Origin of the sequence: Natronolimnohabitans sp. A-GB9 (assembly GCF_030848565.1) — an archaeon.
Classification (GTDB): Archaea; Halobacteriota; Halobacteria; order Halobacteriales; family Natrialbaceae; genus Natronolimnohabitans.
This window is the reverse complement of sequence record NZ_JAVDDV010000008.1, coordinates 87,490-104,220: the sequence shown is the minus strand read 5'-3', so window position 1 is coordinate 104,220 and position 16,731 is coordinate 87,490. Positions and strand designations below refer to the sequence as shown.

The 16,731-nt window shown below is 63.0% G+C and carries 16 protein-coding genes; 13 read left to right on the top strand and 3 right to left on the bottom strand.

The window, feature by feature from the left end:
• Positions 1 to 45 precede the first annotated feature (45 nt).
• From RBH26_RS12505 to RBH26_RS12480, 6 genes are all read left to right on the top strand, one after another.
• Positions 46 to 2,205 carry an OB-fold nucleic acid binding domain-containing protein gene (locus tag RBH26_RS12505; protein ID WP_306758658.1) on the top strand — a complete coding sequence of 720 codons (2,160 nt, stop codon included), beginning with the start codon at positions 46 to 48 and terminating at the stop codon, positions 2,203 to 2,205.
• A gap of 267 nt (positions 2,206 to 2,472) precedes the next feature.
• The gene (locus RBH26_RS12500; RefSeq protein ID WP_306758657.1) at positions 2,473 to 2,688 is read left to right on the top strand and encodes a hypothetical protein; all 216 of its coding nucleotides are present in this window, start codon (positions 2,473 to 2,475) and stop codon (positions 2,686 to 2,688) included.
• Between the two features lie 202 nt (positions 2,689 to 2,890).
• Entirely contained in the window at positions 2,891 to 3,247 is a 357-nt protein-coding gene (locus RBH26_RS12495) for a hypothetical protein (protein WP_306758656.1), read from the top strand.
• A gap of 122 nt (positions 3,248 to 3,369) precedes the next feature.
• Positions 3,370 to 5,037, top strand: a complete 1,668-nt coding sequence (locus tag RBH26_RS12490) for a tRNA uridine(34) 5-carboxymethylaminomethyl modification radical SAM/GNAT enzyme Elp3 (protein ID WP_306758655.1) — start codon at positions 3,370 to 3,372, stop codon at positions 5,035 to 5,037.
• 460 nt (positions 5,038 to 5,497) lie between these two features.
• Positions 5,498 to 6,157, top strand: coding sequence for a thiaminase II (gene tenA / locus RBH26_RS12485; RefSeq protein WP_306758654.1), 660 nt, complete (start codon positions 5,498 to 5,500; stop codon positions 6,155 to 6,157).
• A gap of 159 nt (positions 6,158 to 6,316) precedes the next feature.
• Positions 6,317 to 6,454, top strand: coding sequence for a hypothetical protein (locus RBH26_RS12480; protein WP_306758653.1), 138 nt, complete (start codon positions 6,317 to 6,319; stop codon positions 6,452 to 6,454).
• Between the two features lie 46 nt (positions 6,455 to 6,500).
• Here the strand turns inward: RBH26_RS12480 and RBH26_RS12475 are convergent, their stop codons facing one another.
• Entirely contained in the window at positions 6,501 to 7,475 is a 975-nt protein-coding gene (locus RBH26_RS12475; protein ID WP_306758652.1) for an alpha/beta hydrolase, read from the bottom strand.
• 122 nt (positions 7,476 to 7,597) lie between these two features.
• Between RBH26_RS12475 and pyrE the strand changes: the two genes are divergently transcribed.
• Genes pyrE through RBH26_RS12455 form a run of 4 tightly spaced genes read left to right on the top strand, consistent with a single transcriptional unit; the run spans position 7,598 to position 11,102 of the window.
• Positions 7,598 to 8,125 (top strand): orotate phosphoribosyltransferase, encoded by a 528-nt coding sequence (gene pyrE, locus RBH26_RS12470; protein WP_306758651.1) that lies wholly within the window; start codon positions 7,598 to 7,600, stop codon positions 8,123 to 8,125.
• 50 nt (positions 8,126 to 8,175) lie between these two features.
• Entirely contained in the window at positions 8,176 to 8,952 is a 777-nt protein-coding gene (gene proC, locus RBH26_RS12465; protein ID WP_306758649.1) for a pyrroline-5-carboxylate reductase, read from the top strand.
• On the top strand, positions 8,945 to 9,778 hold the full coding sequence (gene proB, locus RBH26_RS12460; protein WP_306758648.1) for a glutamate 5-kinase: 834 nt from the start codon (positions 8,945 to 8,947) through the stop codon (positions 9,776 to 9,778). Before proC ends, proB begins: the two co-directional genes overlap by 8 nt.
• Entirely contained in the window at positions 9,771 to 11,102 is a 1,332-nt protein-coding gene (locus RBH26_RS12455) for a glutamate-5-semialdehyde dehydrogenase (RefSeq protein ID WP_306758646.1), read from the top strand. Before proB ends, RBH26_RS12455 begins: the two co-directional genes overlap by 8 nt.
• A 172-nt stretch (positions 11,103 to 11,274) precedes the next feature.
• Here the strand turns inward: RBH26_RS12455 and RBH26_RS12450 are convergent, their stop codons facing one another.
• Positions 11,275 to 11,961: a helix-turn-helix domain-containing protein gene (locus RBH26_RS12450; RefSeq protein ID WP_306758645.1), complete on the bottom strand. Its 687-nt coding sequence runs from the start codon at positions 11,959 to 11,961 to the stop codon at positions 11,275 to 11,277.
• Positions 11,962 to 12,194: 233 nt separating this feature from the next.
• Between RBH26_RS12450 and RBH26_RS12445 the strand changes: the two genes are divergently transcribed.
• Together RBH26_RS12445 and thrS are read left to right on the top strand one after the other, a co-directional pair.
• Positions 12,195 to 13,016, top strand: a complete 822-nt coding sequence (locus RBH26_RS12445; RefSeq protein WP_306758644.1) for an alpha/beta hydrolase — start codon at positions 12,195 to 12,197, stop codon at positions 13,014 to 13,016.
• A gap of 273 nt (positions 13,017 to 13,289) precedes the next feature.
• On the top strand, positions 13,290 to 15,239 hold the full coding sequence (gene thrS / locus RBH26_RS12440; RefSeq protein WP_306758643.1) for a threonine--tRNA ligase: 1,950 nt from the start codon (positions 13,290 to 13,292) through the stop codon (positions 15,237 to 15,239).
• Positions 15,240 to 15,242: 3 nt separating this feature from the next.
• Here thrS and RBH26_RS12435 read toward each other — a convergent pair whose 3' ends face one another.
• Positions 15,243 to 15,845: a PEMT/PEM2 methyltransferase family protein gene (locus RBH26_RS12435; RefSeq protein WP_306758642.1), complete on the bottom strand. Its 603-nt coding sequence runs from the start codon at positions 15,843 to 15,845 to the stop codon at positions 15,243 to 15,245.
• Between the two features lie 147 nt (positions 15,846 to 15,992).
• On the opposite strand from RBH26_RS12435, the gene RBH26_RS12430 reads away from it, so the two are divergent.
• On the top strand, positions 15,993 to 16,685 hold the full coding sequence (locus RBH26_RS12430; protein ID WP_306758640.1) for a helix-turn-helix domain-containing protein: 693 nt from the start codon (positions 15,993 to 15,995) through the stop codon (positions 16,683 to 16,685).
• The last annotated feature ends 46 nt before the right edge of the window (positions 16,686 to 16,731 follow it).

Here is a 16,731-nt window from a genome sequence, read left to right as displayed (position 1 = left end):
GCATTTCGACAACCGTTTTAGGGCGAAACTGCTTGGTCCGAATAGATGGGTAACTGTATCATCTGTGGCACAGCTGTCGACGGTGCAATCTGCGAGAGTCACGAGGAGGACGTCGTCTTCGAGTTTCGTGGCAGCGCACCCTCGCAGCTCACCCCCGGTCGGTACTACCGCGGGGTCGTCGACGGCTACGCCGACTTCGGTGTCTTCGTTGACATCGGAGACCACGTAACCGGTCTGTTGCACAGAAGCGAACTCGACCAACGACTCGAGAGCCTCGACTGGGAGCCAGGCGACGAGGTCTTCGTCCAGGTACTCGACGTCCGAGACAACGGAAACGTCGATCTCGGCTGGTCGATCCGCCAGCGCGAACGCGAGTTCCGTGGCAAGCTGATCGACACGGGCGACACCGAGGTCCGTCCCGAGGACTTCGAGGCAGAAGCCGACGAGGACACCACCGAGAGCGAGGCCGAACCTGAAGGCGAAGACGAGCCCGAAGAGGAACCCGCAGCCGGCGAACTCCAGACGGCTGCCGACGAGGCCGGCCCGACCGACGACACCGCTGCGCCGAACGCAGCCGAGACGGTCACCTCCGGCAGCGGCTCCGTCGCGACCGAGACGCCCGCCGCGTCGCACGCGACCGACGACGCCGACGACGCCGAACCCGAAGACGAACCGGCGCTCAAGCGTACGACGGTCGAGTCTATCGACACCCAGGTCGGGACTGTCGTCCGTCTCGAGGGCGAGATCACCGGTGTCCGTCAGACCAGCGGTCCGACGGTGTTCGAACTGAGCGACGAGACCGGCAGCGTCGAGTGTGCTGCGTTCAAGGAAGCCGGCGTGCGGGCCTACCCCACTGTCGACGTCGGTGACGTCGTCGCCCTCGAGGGCGAAGTCGAGCGCCACAACGGCGACCTCCAGATCGAGACCGAGACGCTCGACGTACTCGAGGGTGAGGACCGTGAGACCGTTCGCAACCGCCTCGAGGACGCGATCGAACGCGAAGCCCGGCCAGCCGAGATCGACCTTCTGGCCGAACACGACCCCGTCACGGCCGTCGAGAGCGGAATCGCCGACGCCGCGACCGCGATCCGCCGGGCCGTCATGGAGGCCCGTCCGATCGTCGTCCGCCACGGTGCGACCGCCGACGGCTACGTCGCCGGTGCCGCTATCGAGCGGGCCGTCCTCCCACTGATCCGCGAGAAACACACCCAGGAGGATGCGGAGTATCACTACTTCGAACGACGTCCGCTCGACGGCCGCGTCTACGACATGGACGCCGCGACCAACGACGTCACCTCGATGCTCGAGGCCCGCGACCGCCACGGCGAGCAACTGCCGCTGGTCGTCGTCGTCGACGCCGGTTCGACGGTCGAATCCGTCGACGGCTACGACCTGCTCTCGCTGTACGACGCGAAGACGGTCGTCATCGACGACAGCCGAGCCGACGACGAGATCACCGACGCCGTCTCGGTCGCCGTCGCCCCGTCGCTCGCCGGCGCCGACGTCTCCAATCTGACGTCGACGGCACTGGCTTCGAACGTTGCCGCTCACGTCAACGACGACGTCCGTGCTGATCTCGAGCATCTCCCTGCAATCAGCTACTGGGAGCAGACGCCCGAGGCGTACCTCGAGCTCGCGACCGACGCCGGCTACGACGAGACCGCGATCTCGGAACGGCGGGAGGCCGTCGCCCTCGAGTCGTTCTACCAGTCCTACAAGGACAAACGCGAACTCGTCATCGACCTGCTATTCGGTAGCGAGGACGGGACGTCCCGCGACGGCGATCTCGCGGCCCACGTCTCCGAACAGTTCCGCGCGAAACTCGAGACCGAACTCGAGACGGCCCGGGAGAACCTCCAGATCGAACAGGTCGACGGGCTGACCGCTGCGGTCCTCGATACGGCGGCGTTTACCCACCGGTACAACTTCCCGACGACGACGCTGTTGCTCGACGCGCTCCACCGTCGCCAGCGTGACGACGCCGACGAACCGTTCGTCACGCTCGGTGTCGGTGACGACGAACTGCACGTCCGTGCGACCGAGCAGGTCGACGTCCGACAACTCGGCGACGAGATCGCTGCCGTCGCACCCGACGCCGGCGTTCGCGTCGTCGGCGGACAGGACGGCCACGTCGAGTTCCTGCCCGGCGAACGCGATGCCGTCCGCGAGGCCGCACTCGAGGCACTCGGCGACACGCTCGCGTAACGCGACAGTCTCTCCTCCGACCGTCGATACACCCCATAGCGACGCGTCCGTCGAATCTACGTCGATGGGGACCGAATCCACGGCTCCGGTCGATGCCGGCGATCCGCAGGCGAGTCACGGTGTGCCGGGATGTGTCTCCCCGACCCTCGAGAGGGGCGCTATAACGGCGATGTGGTTATATTCGGTCGTGACGTCCACTTCCCGTGGAGTCTGTAACACGCGGTTCTTGTGACCGTGAGCTACGCGTCGACTCCGCGCACCCACTGAATGCCACCAAATGACACGCCACCAGAAGCCGAAGCGACTACCGAATTCGAGCGCCAGTTGACCGATCTGATCGCGACCGCCTTCGCCCACGGGACGCCGATCGAACGGACGTGGGAGGTTACCGTCCCCGCGACCGGTGCGCCCAACTGGACGGTTCACGTCTCCAGAATGGAACCGGACGAAACGGCCTACCAACCCACGCTGCTCGAGGAGTGATATGCCACCGGACGGCGGCCACCATCTCTAGAGCGAGCGCGTCCGATCGCAAGCGCTTTTCCTCGAGACTGTCCGCGCACCCGATTAATTTCATGGGAAAGTTTATGAGTAGATGGCACATCCACTCGCCTGTACTCTGCCGAAGTCGCGATGAGATGCGGACGTTGCCAGGTGTCGCGTAGGCCGAGACGGACCCGTCGCTATGAAATCCGATGCACTAGACCCCGACGCAGGGACCGCCACTGAAGACGTATCGCCGACGACGATCTTCGGCGCCCTGTCGAACAAACGTCGACAACACGCGTTGCAGTATCTCGTCACCAAGCCGGGCGCCGTCGCACTCGGTGACGTCGCCGAGTACGTCACGATCGAGGAAGGCGACCCGACGCGTGACGCCTACGAGCGCGTTCTCACGGGTCTCTGTCACGCGCATCTACCCTACCTGACGGACGTCGGAATCGTGACCTACGACGTCGACCGCGAGACGGTGTCGCTGCGGGTTACACCCGAATCGCTCCACCCGTATCTGGAGTTGATCCGGCCGACGACCGACGAGTAGCCGTCCGTGATCGGTCGTCGTCTTTGTTCTCGATCGGTACACTCGAGTTTGCTCCCGACGGCCGTAGCTGTAGGGTCGCGACTCCGACACGCTTATTCGCGGTGACCGTCCAAATTCGTATAGTGAGTACCGAGACGCCCGACTCCGATCCGACCGAGACTGATGCGTTCGAGCAGGTCTGTGAGACGCTCATCGACCGGATCCTCGCGGGCGAGATCGAACGCGACGACGTCGAGAAGGCCAAACTCGAGGCCTGTTCGGAGTACTCGGCACCGAAAGTGCCGAAAAACTCCGAGCTGCTCGATTACGCGCCCCAGGAGCGCCGCGAGGAACTCGAGGAAGTTCTCCAGCGCAAACCCGTCCGGACGGCCTCGGGAGTCTCGCCGGTCGCGATCATGACCTCGCCCGAGCGATGTCCCCACGGGAAGTGTCTCTACTGTCCCGGCGGACCCGACTCGGAGTTTTCCTCCTCCCAGAGCTACACGGGCGAGGAACCCGCCGCCGCCCGCGGAGTCCAGAACGACTACGATCCCTACGGACAGGTGACCCTTCGTCTCGAGCAACTGCGCGAGATCGGTCACCCCGTCGACAAGGTCGAACTCATCCTAATGGGCGGGACGATGACCGCCCGCAGCCACGACTACCAGGAGTGGTTCGTCAAACGCGCTCTGGAGGCGATGAACGACTACGACGTCGACAAAGAACCCGAGCCGGCCGAGGACGAGAGTTTCGCACAGGACCCAGAGGAGTACGAGTGGAAGTACCTAGAGGACGTTATCGCCGAAAACGAGACTGCAGACGTCCGCAACATCGGGACGACCTTCGAGACCAAACCCGACTGGTGTGATCCCGAACAGATCGATCGAATGCTCGATCTGGGCGGAACGAAAGTCGAGGTCGGCGTCCAGACGACCTACGAGCGCATCAACCGCGAGATGCACCGCGGCCACGGCGTCCAGGAGTCGATGGAGGCAAACCAGCGCCTGCGAGATTCGGCGTTCAAGGTCGGCTTCCACATGATGCCGGGCCAGCCTGGGATGTCGAAGGAGATGTGTCTCGAGGACTTCCGGCGACTCTTCGAGGACGACGCCTGGAAGCCCGACTACCTGAAGATCTATCCGACGCTGATCGTCCGCGGGACGGCGACCTACGACTGGTGGCACAAAGGTGAGTTCGAACCGCTTGGCAACGAGGAAGCCGCCGAACTGATCGCCGAGATCAAGGACATGATTCCCCGCTACACGCGCCTCCAGCGCGTCCAGCGGGACATCCCGGCGGACTTCATCGACGCCGGCGTCTGGAAGTCGAACCTCCGACAGCTCGCCCGACAGCGGATGGACGACCACGATTGGTCGTGTGAGTGTATCCGCTGTCGCGAGGTCGGGATGAACGACGCCGAACCCGATGACGTCGAACTCGACGTCATGACCTACGACGCCTGTGGCGGCACCGAACACTTCATCTCCTTCGAGGACTTCGAACAGGACCTCCTGATCGGCTTCTGTCGGCTTCGGTTCCCGTCGGACCCGGTGCGACCGGAACTCGAGAACGCCGCACTCGTTCGCGAACTCCACGTCTACGGCTCGGAGGTCACGATGGGCGACGAAGGCGAGACCGACCAACACCAACACAAAGGCTACGGCCGTCGGCTGATGGAACGCGCCGAGGCTCTCGCCGCCGACGCCGGCTACGACAAACTCAGTGTCATCTCGGGCATCGGCGCCCGGGAGTACTACCGGCAGAAACTCGGCTACCACCAGGACGGACCCTACGTCAGCAAGCGCCTGTAGTACTCCAACCGACTCCCGATCACACCGGTCGACGTCGACCCTCGTTTTTTACAGCGTTCGTTTCCTCGAGTCTCGACGCTCGACTGCAAGATCCGTTTTCCCTCGAATGCGATCTTCGTGCCAGTCCTGGCTCCGGTAAAATAAGTAATTAGGTAAAAAATTTATAAGTCATCAGTATAAAGTATTACTTGCCGACGATCGTCGGCACCGTTGTCATCACTCCCCAGACCGACAGCGGCACACCGAGTTACCACTCACCCGGCACGCCGGCGCCGTGCCCGAACCGTTCGTCCCCCACCGAGCGGCTCACGCCGGCGTGTTTTCCGCCCGTGCCTTCTTCGCGATGCCAGAACCGTCCGTATCCGACCAGTCGTCCCGATCGCGGACTCACGTCCCTATGCTATCAATGAATTATATAGCATGATTATAATACCATCGGGTCCCTCAGACTCGAGTCGAGATGGCGTTCAGCGATCAGCTACTCGAGGACGGCGCACACATCTGGGAGGCACAGAAGGACCACCCGTTCGTTCGTGAACTCGCGGCGGGGACGGTAGACGAGGCCGCGTTCGAACACTGGGTGAAACAGGATTACCGGTATCTCCTCGATTACGCACGGCTGTTCTCGATCGCCGGCACGAAGGCCCGTGACGAGGAGACGATGACCCACCTGCTCGGCGTCGCCCACGAGGTCTTGGATCACGAGATGGACCTCCACCGGGAGTTCGCCGCCGACTACGGTATCTCACCCGAGGAACTCGAGTCCGTCGAGAAGGCACCGACCTGTGTCGCCTACACGAACTTCCTCGTACGGACGGCCCACGAGGGTTCGCTCGCGGAGATCGCCGGCGCGTTGTATCCCTGTATGCAGGGGTACCTCGACGTCGCCGAGCACATGGCCGATCTCGCCGAGGACGAGCATCGGTACACACCGTTTATCGAGCTGTACACCGGCGAGGAGTTCCGCGAGGCCACGGCGTGGTGTCGCGAGTTCGTCGATCAGTGTGGAACGCGCTATCCCGGCGAACACGAGGCCATGCGTGAGGCGTTTCTGACGAGTGCCAAACTCGAGTATCGGTTCTGGGAGATGGCGTATACGCTCGAGGGCTGGGACCTGTAACTCGAGACGAGGACGGGACTTTTGTCATACTGTCGAACAGCACGATTCACCGTCGGTCGCATGGCTGCGGCCGTCCCCGCGGGTGACGGCCGCGAATCCGCGACCGACGGGTCACTGACTGCTGTCCGACAGTATCCCCGCCGACGGACGTCTCACGTGATGTCCGACCGCGACACCGTCACCGAGATCATCGTCGAGGCGACGCCACGTATCGACGTCCCCCTCGAGCGGGATTGCGTACTCGGGATCGATCGATTCGAAGCCGTCGACGGGCCATACCGCGTCGAACGGTGGTGAGACGGACGGGACCGAACTGCATCGACCGATCGTCATCGTGATCCGCTCACTCGAGGGTCTTCCGGAGGTCGCGGACGGCATCTTCGATGGCCTCGTGGGCTCGCTCGAGGGTCACTGGTTCCGAGAGCATACCGACGAAGCCGTGGACGACGTCGTCGTAGTTGCGATAGACCACCGGGACGCCGTCGGCCTCGAGCGCCTCGGCGTAGGCGGCACCGTCGTCCCTGAGCGGATCGAAGCCGGCGGTGATGACTGTCGCCGGCGGGAGCCCTGAGTGGTCGGCAACGCGGCGGGGCAACGCGTAAACGTTCCCCTCGTCGATTCCGCGTTCGAAGTACTGCTCGCGGAACCACTCGATGTCGTCGGCTGTCAGCACGTATCCCTCGCCGTTTTCCTCGTAGGCTTCGGTCTCGGTGACGTCACCGGTGTTCGGGTAGATCAACAGCTGGTAGGCGATCTCGGGGCCATCACGGTCGCGTGCCAGCAGTGCCGTCGCCGCCGCCAGGTTACCGCCGGCGCTGTCGCCCGCGACGACGAGCCGATCCGGATCGGCCTCGAGTGTCGGCGCCGTCTCGGCGGCCCACTCGAGGGCGGCATAACAGTCCTCGAGGCCCGCGGGAAACGGGTGCTCCGGCGCGAGTCGGTAGTCGACGCTGACGACGGGGTAGCCCGACTCGGCGGCGAGCGTTCGACAGGTGTCGTCGTGGGTGTCGATACTGCCGATGACCCAGCCGCCGCCGTGGAAGTAGAGGACGAGCGGTCGGTCACCGGCGTCGTCGCCGTCGCCGACGGGTCCGGGCTCGTAGATTCTGATCGGGACGGTGCCGTTCGGTCCGTCGATCGTTCGGTCCTCGACGGAGGCGAGTTCGACCGCCGGTTCGCCGCCGACCTGTAGCTGCTCGAACGTCTGACGGGCCTCCACGGCCGAGCATTCGTGGAACGACGGGATCTCGAGCGAATCGTATCGCTCGAGGAAGTTCTTGACGTCCGGGTGGGGATCCGGTGCACGGGACGGTGTCATCGAACGGAACTCTCGTCGGTACCGACAAAAAGGTACGCGGGCGGATGTCGACCCGATGCGAGGATGAGATCCACCGATCGGTTCCACACCGCTTATTTCGGTCCGGTGCGGGTGTTCGAGCAATGACGAACCAGGAACTCATCACGGCCCTGCGCGAGGCCGAGGCCGTCAAGTTCGGCGAGTTCGAACTCTCCCACGGAGGCACAAGCGAGTACTACGTCGACAAGTACCTCTTCGAGACCGATCCAGACTGTCTCGCGGCGATCGCCGATGCGTTCGCCGACCGCGTCGACGCCGACGACAAACTCGGCGGCGTCGCACTCGGTGGCGTTCCACTGGCGGCTGCGACCAGTGTCGCCGCCGGCGTCCCCTACGTCATCGCGCGCAAACAGCGCAAGGAGTACGGCACGGGGAACCTGATCGAGGGCGATCTCGAGGACGGCGAAGAGGTCGTCGTCGTCGAGGACATCGTGACGACGGGGACGAGCCTCGTCGAGGCCATCGAAGCGCTCCGTAACGCGGGCGCGACCGTCGAACGGGCGCTCGTGGTCGTCGACCGAGAGGAAGGCGGCCGTGAGAACGTCGAAGACGCCGGCGTCGAGATGGATGCGTTGGTGACCGCAAGCGAGTTGCTGGCCGACCGCGAGTAACAGTCGAATCCAAAGGTGTATGTCCACTTCGCCACCCAGAATTGAGTAGGATGACAGATGTGAGCGTTATCGGCTGTGGCAACATGGGGAGTGCCCTGTTACAGGGTCTCTCGGCGTCCGACCAGTATGCGGTGACGGCGTGTGACCTGGATCCGGACGCGCTCGAGGCTGTCGCCGAGTACAGTTCACGGACGACCACCGATCCCGCGGTCGCAACGGAGTCGGAGATCGTCGTCGTCGCCGTGAAACCGGACATCGTCGAGGCCGTGCTCGAGGAGATCGAACTGTCGCCTGATCAGACGCTGGTCTCGATCGCGGCGGGTGTCCCGACGGACGTCATCGAGCAGTACACCGACGCGACGGTCGTTCGCGTGATGCCGAACCTCGCCGCCGAGACGAGGACGATGGCTGCGGCAGTGACCGAACACAGCGTCACCGACGACGTCCGAGAACTGCTCGACGCCGTCGGCGAGTTCGTCGAGATCGACGAGTCGAAAATGGACATCGCGACCGCCGTCAACGGCAGCGGTCCCGCCTTCGTCTACTACCTCCTTGGTGCGATGGCCGAGGCCGGCGTCGACGACGGCTTGACGCCCGAACAGGCGCGGCTGCTCGCAGCACAGACGTTCAAGGGCGCCGCCGAAACGGTGTTGCAGTCCGACCGTCCCATCGACGAGATGATCGACAGCGTCTGTTCGCCGAACGGAACGACTATCGAAGGGATGGAAGTCCTGTGGGACAGCGACGCCGATGCGGCGGTCGCCGACGCGGTGACAGCCGCTGCAGAGCGATCCGCGGAACTCGCCAGCAACGGAGACAATGAGTGAGATGATGACCCCCGAAGCGATCGACCGCGTACGACAACGGGCCGCCGAGGCCGACCGTGCAGTCGTCAAGGCCGGCACCAACTCCCTGACCGACGAGTCGTCGAACTTGGACGACGAGAAACTCGACAAACTCGTCGACGACATCGCCGACCTTCGGGAACGAGGGACAGACGTCATCCTCGTCTCCTCGGGTGCGGTCGGCGCCGGCGTCGGCCGCGTCGGCTACACCGGTGAGACCGTCGAGGAGTCCCAGGCGCTGTCGACCGTCGGACAGAGTCACCTGATGCGCCGGTACACCGAGAGCTTCGAACGGTACGACACCAAGGTCGCACAGATCCTGTTGACCGAACACGACCTCGAGAACACCGACCGGTTTACCAACTTCCGGAACACGATCGAAACGCTGCTCTCGTGGGACGTCGTGCCAATCATCAACGAGAACGACGCCGTCGCGACCCAGGAGATCCGCATCGGCGACAACGACATGCTCTCCTCGTCGGTCGCGATCGGCGTCGGTGTCGACCTGCTCGTCACGCTGACCGACGTCGGCGGCGTCTACACCGGCAACCCGAAACGGGACCCCGACGCCGAACGCATCGAGGCCGTCGGCGACAACTATGACGAGGTCCAGGCCATCATCGACGAGAGCTCGAGTTCGACCTTCGGCGGCATCCAGACCAAGGTCCAGGGCGCTCGCGAGGTCAGCGAACACGGTATCCCGGCGGTCATCGCCAAATCGACCGAACCGGACGTGCTTGATCAAATCGCTACTGGCAAGGAGGTCGGGACGCTATTTGTCCCCATAAACGGTGTCACCGATGAGTGAGAAGACGATCGAAACCAAGGTAGCGGAGGCAGAGAGCGCGGCCCTAGAGCTTGCGACGCTGCCCGACGAGCGACGGCGGGCCGGACTCGAGGCGATCGCCGACGCGATCGACCAGCGCCACGACGAGATCCTCGAGGCAAACGAGAAAGACGTCAGCGAGGCCGAAAAACTCCTCGAGGAGGGCGAGTACAGCCAGGCGCTGGTCGATCGGCTGAAGCTCTCGCCGTCGAAACTCGAGGACATCTCGGAGATGGTCCGCAGCGTCGCCGACCAGGAGGACCCACTCGAGAAGACCCTGGAAGCACGACGGCTCGACGAGGACCTCGAACTGTACAAGGTCGCCGTCCCCATCGGCGTCGTCGGGACGGTCTTCGAGTCCCGACCCGACGCCCTGGTCCAGATCGCCGCACTCGGGCTCAAATCCGGCAACGCGGTCATCCTCAAGGGTGGCAGCGAGGCGGCCCACTCGAACCGGGTGCTGTTCGAGATCATCGAAGAGGCCACCGCCGATCTGCCCGACGGCTGGGCCCAGCAGATCGAGGCCCGCGAGGACGTCAACGCGATGCTCGAGATGGACGACTCCATCGACCTGCTGATGCCCCGTGGCAGCTCGGCGTTCGTCTCCTACATCCAGGACAACACGAGCATCCCCGTACTCGGCCACACCGAGGGAATCTGTCACGTCTTCGTCGACACCGAGGCCGACCTCGAGATGGCCGAAGAGATCGCCTTCGACGCGAAGGTGCAGTATCCCGCCGTCTGTAACGCCGTCGAGACGCTGCTGGTCCACGAGGACGTCGCCGCCGACTTCCTCCCTGGAATCGTCGAACGCTACGAGGAGGCCGGTGTCGAACTGCGTGGCGACGAACTGACCCGCGAAGTCGTCGACGTCGACGCGGCGACCGAGGAAGACTGGGACACCGAGTACGGCGACCTCGAGCTCTCGATCAAGGTCGTCGACTCGCTGTCAGCCGCCATGGGCCACATCACGGCCCACGGCTCGAAACACACCGAGTCGATCGTCACCGAAGACGACGACCGCGCCGCACGGTTCATGCGCGGGCTCGACTCTGCGAGCGTCTATCACAACGCCTCGACGCGCTTTGCCGACGGCTACCGGTACGGCCTCGGCGCGGAGGTCGGCATCTCCACCGGCAAGATCCACGCCCGCGGTCCCGTCGGTCTCGAGGGGCTGACGACCTACAAGTACCACCTCGAGGGCGACGGCCAACTCGTCGCGACCTATGCCGGCGAAGACGCCAAGCCGTACCTCCACGAGGAGTTCGACGCAGAGTGGACGCCCGGGCGTCTCTCCGAGGAGTGATCTCCACTCGTTCGTCGCGAGGGAGTCTCCGCTGAGCATCGATACGGACTGCTGTATCGAGTTCCCGCCAACCGCCGACCCCGTGTGGCGATCGGCGGGCAGTGACGACAGGAGACCGTATGACTGTCTCTCTCGAATTCGCGAGACCTGCTCGATACGAAACGCTGTAGTGTTAGTCGGGGAGGGACGGCCACCTTGTTGCGACCGTTTCTTCAATGAGTTGCGTTTGAGCACGACGAATTCGCTCCGATACCGAAGATGCCGAAATATCTAACTCTGCAGCAATCTTTTCCAGAGATGTCTGCCGGGGAACGTCGAAATAACCCATTTCGTAGGCCGTTCTGAGCGCTTCGCGTTGACGGTCGGAGAGTCCATCACCAGGTGGTTCAGGGTCACCATCGTAAGCGAGACGGTGTAATCGAAACCCCGCATTACGTTGCCAGAAAGACGAGAACTCGGTGAAAGCCTCTCTATTAGCAAACCACCCAGACTGTCGCCATCCATCTGTGTTGACTTCGATTCGTTCGATAGTAGCATCAGCGGTGGCGAGGGCTTTGAGTCCGTCGAGGTCGTCGATGTGGTCGCCAAGCTGTTCCTCGAAACTGAGCGCCGGCAACGCCTGATACCGTCGCGTGTCGCCGGACTCTCCGATCAACATCCACTCGTCGATGTCGTCGGCATCAGTCAAGGCACTCTCAACTGTGCTCTGTGAATCGCTCGTCACGGTGGCGATAAAGAGCGGCCGATTACCGTGGTTGAACTGAAGCCGGAGAAGGATCGTCGCCTCGGGCACTGCCCGTGCGACCCCGACAAGCGGGAGTGACTCACAGCGGATATCAAACGCTGCAACGAGTCCCATACCGCATCGTTTCGATCGGTGCTAATGGACGTGTCGAAAGTTCGACGGACTGAGGGTTTTGTACACCGGTATCACAGTAACCGTGCGATCGAATCACTGACGTTCAGTGACTACTACAGCTTCCAACCAGCTATTCCTTCCACCGGCCTGACGTGGTATGTTTCGGTCCTCATTTAAACACCCTCATCACTGAGAGAATCAGTTAGCCCCGCCCGTTCCGAATGCATAGATGGATGCAAACGATACAGTCCGAAGCTGATATCGAAGTAACGTACGAACGCCACGGCGATGGCCCAGACCTGATTCTTCTCCATGGGGGAATGGCGCCCCGTGAATACTGGAATCCGATCTTTCCACACCTAGATGGTTACACTGTAATTGTCCCACAACGGCCGGGATTCGGAACGTGTCTCGACGGTCCGACCGAGACCAGCGCCGACGAAGTGCTGGATCGCGAGATCGAATACGTGCGAAAGCTCGTTGACGCTGTCGACGGAGATCCAATTCTGTTCGGTCACTCCTACGGCGCACTCACTGCGATCGAAGCTGCGACGGACGTACCGGTAGCGTCAGTTGTTGCGTACGAACCGGCGATCCTTCCTGATGACTACCGAACTGAAGCCGACCTTGCAGACCGAATGCAGACACTCATCGAGGCAGGTAACCGGCGTAAGGCGGTGAAACGCTATATCGAGCAGGTCCTTCATCCGGACGGAATCGATGACCTCGATGCATGGCTGACAGAATGGCCGGCCTGGCCGGAGTGTGTAGACCTCGCTGAGGAGGTCGTTCGGATGAACCGCGCTGTTGAGCAGTACCAGCTACCAAACAGTTTCGACGTTGCCGCGCCCGTACTCATGTTGGCCGGGACCGACGGTCCCGATTTTCTTCGAGAGAGCGCTCGCACCACCCACGAACTGCTCCCAAACAGCCGCCTCGTCGAGTTCGACAGCGTTGGCCACGGCGGCCCCGCCGAAGCCCCGGAACTAATATCGGCGGAAGTCGACTCTTTCCTTCGTGGAAATTCAATAGCGATCTCGGAGATGATCCGATAATCACGCCAAACCGCCGTTATCTCGTCGATTTCGGCGGTGTACGGCTCGCTCGTTTACTGTGAAGATACGTGTGACCAGCGCGCCATCACAACGCTTTTATCCTGCTCGAGACTACGCGTATTCACGATGGTAGGTGTCCGCTTTACAGGGGCGTTCGCCCGTTTCTAACTCACACCTACCGCTTGCTGTGACCGGACCACTCCACAGGGAGCGGAACGCGGACTACCGACCGAACTTCTCATCGAAGTTCACCGACCAGCCACAGCGATAGCCATGTCAGAATCAGATTCACAGGAACGGATCGCGGTAGTACTGCCCGACGGCTCCGAACTCGAGGTCGACGCCGGCGCGACGGTCGAAGACTGCGCCTACGAAATCGGCCCCGGGCTCGGCAGCGACACGGCCGCCGGCAAGCTCGACGGCGAACTCGTCGCCAAGGAAGAACCAGTCTACGACGGCGCCGAACTCGAGATCGTCACCGACGGCTCCGACGAGTACCTCGAGGTCATGCGCCACTCCGCGGCCCACTGTCTCGCCCAGGCGGTCGAGCGACTGTACGACGCCGAGGAGGTCAAACTCGCGATCGGGCCGCCGACCGACGAGGGCTTTTATTACGACTTCGATAACCTCGACGTCGACGAGGAAGACCTCGAAGAGATCGAAGCCGAGATGGAGGCGATCATCGAGGCCGACTACGAGATCGAACGCGAGGACGTCTCGATCGAGGAGGCCGAGAAGCGCCTCGAAGGCGAGCCCTACAAGCTCGAACTCTTAGCGGAGTTCGCCGACGAGAACGACGAGGTCTCCTTCTACGAACAGGGCGAGTGGGAGGATCTCTGTGCCGGCCCCCACGTCGATTCGACGGGCGATATCGGCGCGGTCGAACTCCTCGAGATCGCCGGCGCCTACTGGCGCGGCGACGAGGACAACGAGATGCAGACCCGCATCTACGGGACGGCCTTCGAGGACGAAAGCGACTTAGAGGACTTCTTAGATCGCAAACGCGAGGCCGAGAAGCGTGACCACCGGCGGATCGGCAACGAGATGAACCTCTTCTCGATTCAGGACGTCACCGGCCCCGGACTGCCACTGTATCATCCACCGGGCAAGACCGTCCTCAAGGAACTCGAGGACTTCGTCGAGGACCTAAACGAGGAGGCGGGCTACGACTACGTCGAGACGCCCCACGTCTTCAAGACCGACCTCTGGCACCGCTCGGGCCACTACGAGAACTACGCCGACGACATGTTTATCTTCGACGTCGGCGACGACGAGTTCGGCCTGAAGCCGATGAACTGTCCCGGCCACGCCGCGATCTTCCAGGACCAGTCCTGGAGCTACCGCGATCTCCCCATCCGCTATGCGGAAAACGGGAAGGTCTACCGCAAAGAGCAACGCGGCGAGCTGTCGGGGCTCTCCCGGGTCTGGGCGTTTACCATCGACGACGGCCACCTGTTCATCCGACCGGATCAGATCAAAAGCGAGGTCGAGGAGATCATGGACATGATCACGGACGTTCTGGAGACGTTCGACCTCGACTACGAGATGGCCCTGGCCACCCGACCCGAGAAGTCGGTCGGGAGCGACGAGATCTGGGAGAAGGCCGAATCGTCGCTCGAGAGTGTCCTCGAGGAGCGCGACCACGACTACGAGATCGAGGAGGGTGATGGCGCCTTCTACGGACCGAAGATCGACTTCGCGTTCGAGGACGCCATCGGCCGCTCGTGGGATGGCCCGACCGTCCAACTCGACTTCAACATGCCCGAGCGGTTCGACCTCTCCTACGTGGGCGAAGACAACGAAGAGCACCGCCCCGTGATGATCCACCGCGCGCTGTATGGCAGCTACGAGCGGTTCTTCATGATGCTCATCGAGCACTACGAGGGTCGGTTCCCGCTGTGGCTCGCGCCCGAACAGGTCCGCGTCCTGCCGATCTCCGACAACAACCTCGAGTACGCCCACGAGATCGCCGCGGAGTTCGACGACTTCCGCGTCGAGGTCGACGACCGTGACTCCACCTTAGAACGGAAGATCCGCGCGGCCCACGACGACCGGGTCCCCTACCAGATCATCGTCGGCGACAACGAGGAGGAGGCCGACAACATCTCCGTGCGCGACCGCTTTGAGGACCAGGAGTACGACGTCGAGATCGACGCGTTCAAACGCCACCTCGAGGCCGAAATCGACGAGCAGCGGACGGAGCCGGACTTCCTGCAGGACTGATCGTTACGCTCGAGTTCCGGTCTCGTTTTTGATCGCACGAAGCGTTCGAACGCCGACGAACCGCGGCACACGTTCGGCGTAGCGGTCGTACGCATCGCCGTACTGGTCGCGCAACCATGGCTCCTCAGCGAAGGGCAGCGTTAGCCACCAGCCGACGTACATGATACAGAGCGTGGTCGCTAGCGTGGCGTTTGCGAGCGACGCGAAGCCGACGGTCGCGACGATGTAGCCGACGTACTGTGGGTTCCGGGAGTATCGATACCAGCCGTCGGTTCGCAACTCGCCGGCCAGCCCCGACGTCTCCTCGAGGCCGAGGTCGCGTCCGGCCGCGATGGCGACGGCGAACCCGACGACGAACAGCGGGACACCGACGACGAGCGTCGCCACTCGCGGGAGTCCAAGACTGTTCCAGTCGAGGACGGCGACCACGAGCAACGAGACGCTGAACACCTGTGAGAGTGTCCACTGGACGTAGAACGCCCAATTGCGCTCGCCCGGCGGCCAGTAGTCGGCGATCCCGGCGGCACTGGCGGCGACGCCAACGAACGGAACGAGTAAACTGCCGACGCCGACGGCGAACGCGATCGTCGTCAGCGACTCGAACACGACGCCACCTCCCTCGGCCGAACTGTTCGATCGCCAGAGTCCGATTTGCCTGTCATAGTCGATCGAACGATCGCGTTCCCGCTGAACGTTCTCACGGACGTACTAGCTGATTTATAAGTATCCGCCGGTCCGATAGCCGACAGGCGAATGAAATATCTCGACGTTCGGCTCTCCCAGCCCGACTCGATGCTCCACCCGATGCAGCGGTTCATCCGCGAGGGAGACGCCGTTCGATACGAGGAGCTTCGGGCCTGGAATCTCGACCCTCGCGACGACGGCCTCGAGTACGAACTGTTCTACGTCGAGGCCGACCGCGATCGGTACGTGGACGCCCTCGAGTCCGTCGAGTCGGTCCGCTGGTACGATCTAACCCCGATCGACGACGAGTCCTTTTACTGTTATGTCCGCCAGGAGACCCGCGAGGAAGACGTCCGCTGGCGCGCGGCCTTCGCGGAGCTGAATCTCGTCGCCGTTCCGCCGATCGTCTACGATTCTACGGCCGCGTTCTACGTGACCGTCGTTGGCGACGGCGACGACCTACAGGCGATGCTCGACGGCCTACCCGCAGCGATCGACGTCACCGTAGAGACGATCGGGGAGTACGACCGTCGCCACGCGCCGATCAGCGGCGGACTGACGGATCGCCAGCTCGAGGCCGTCGAGTGTGCGGTCGACGTCGGCTACTTCGAGGTTCCCCGGGCAGCCGGCGTCGACGCCGTCGCCGACGAGTTAGACTGTGCCTCGAGTACGGCGGCGACGCTCCTCCAGAAGGCACAGGCGCGGGTTATGCGACGGCTGGTACAACGCTACGGCCGCGAGAAGCCAATCGACAGGTATTGAGGACGGGGACTCGTAGCTCCGATACTGCGACCTCTCTACCACGTTT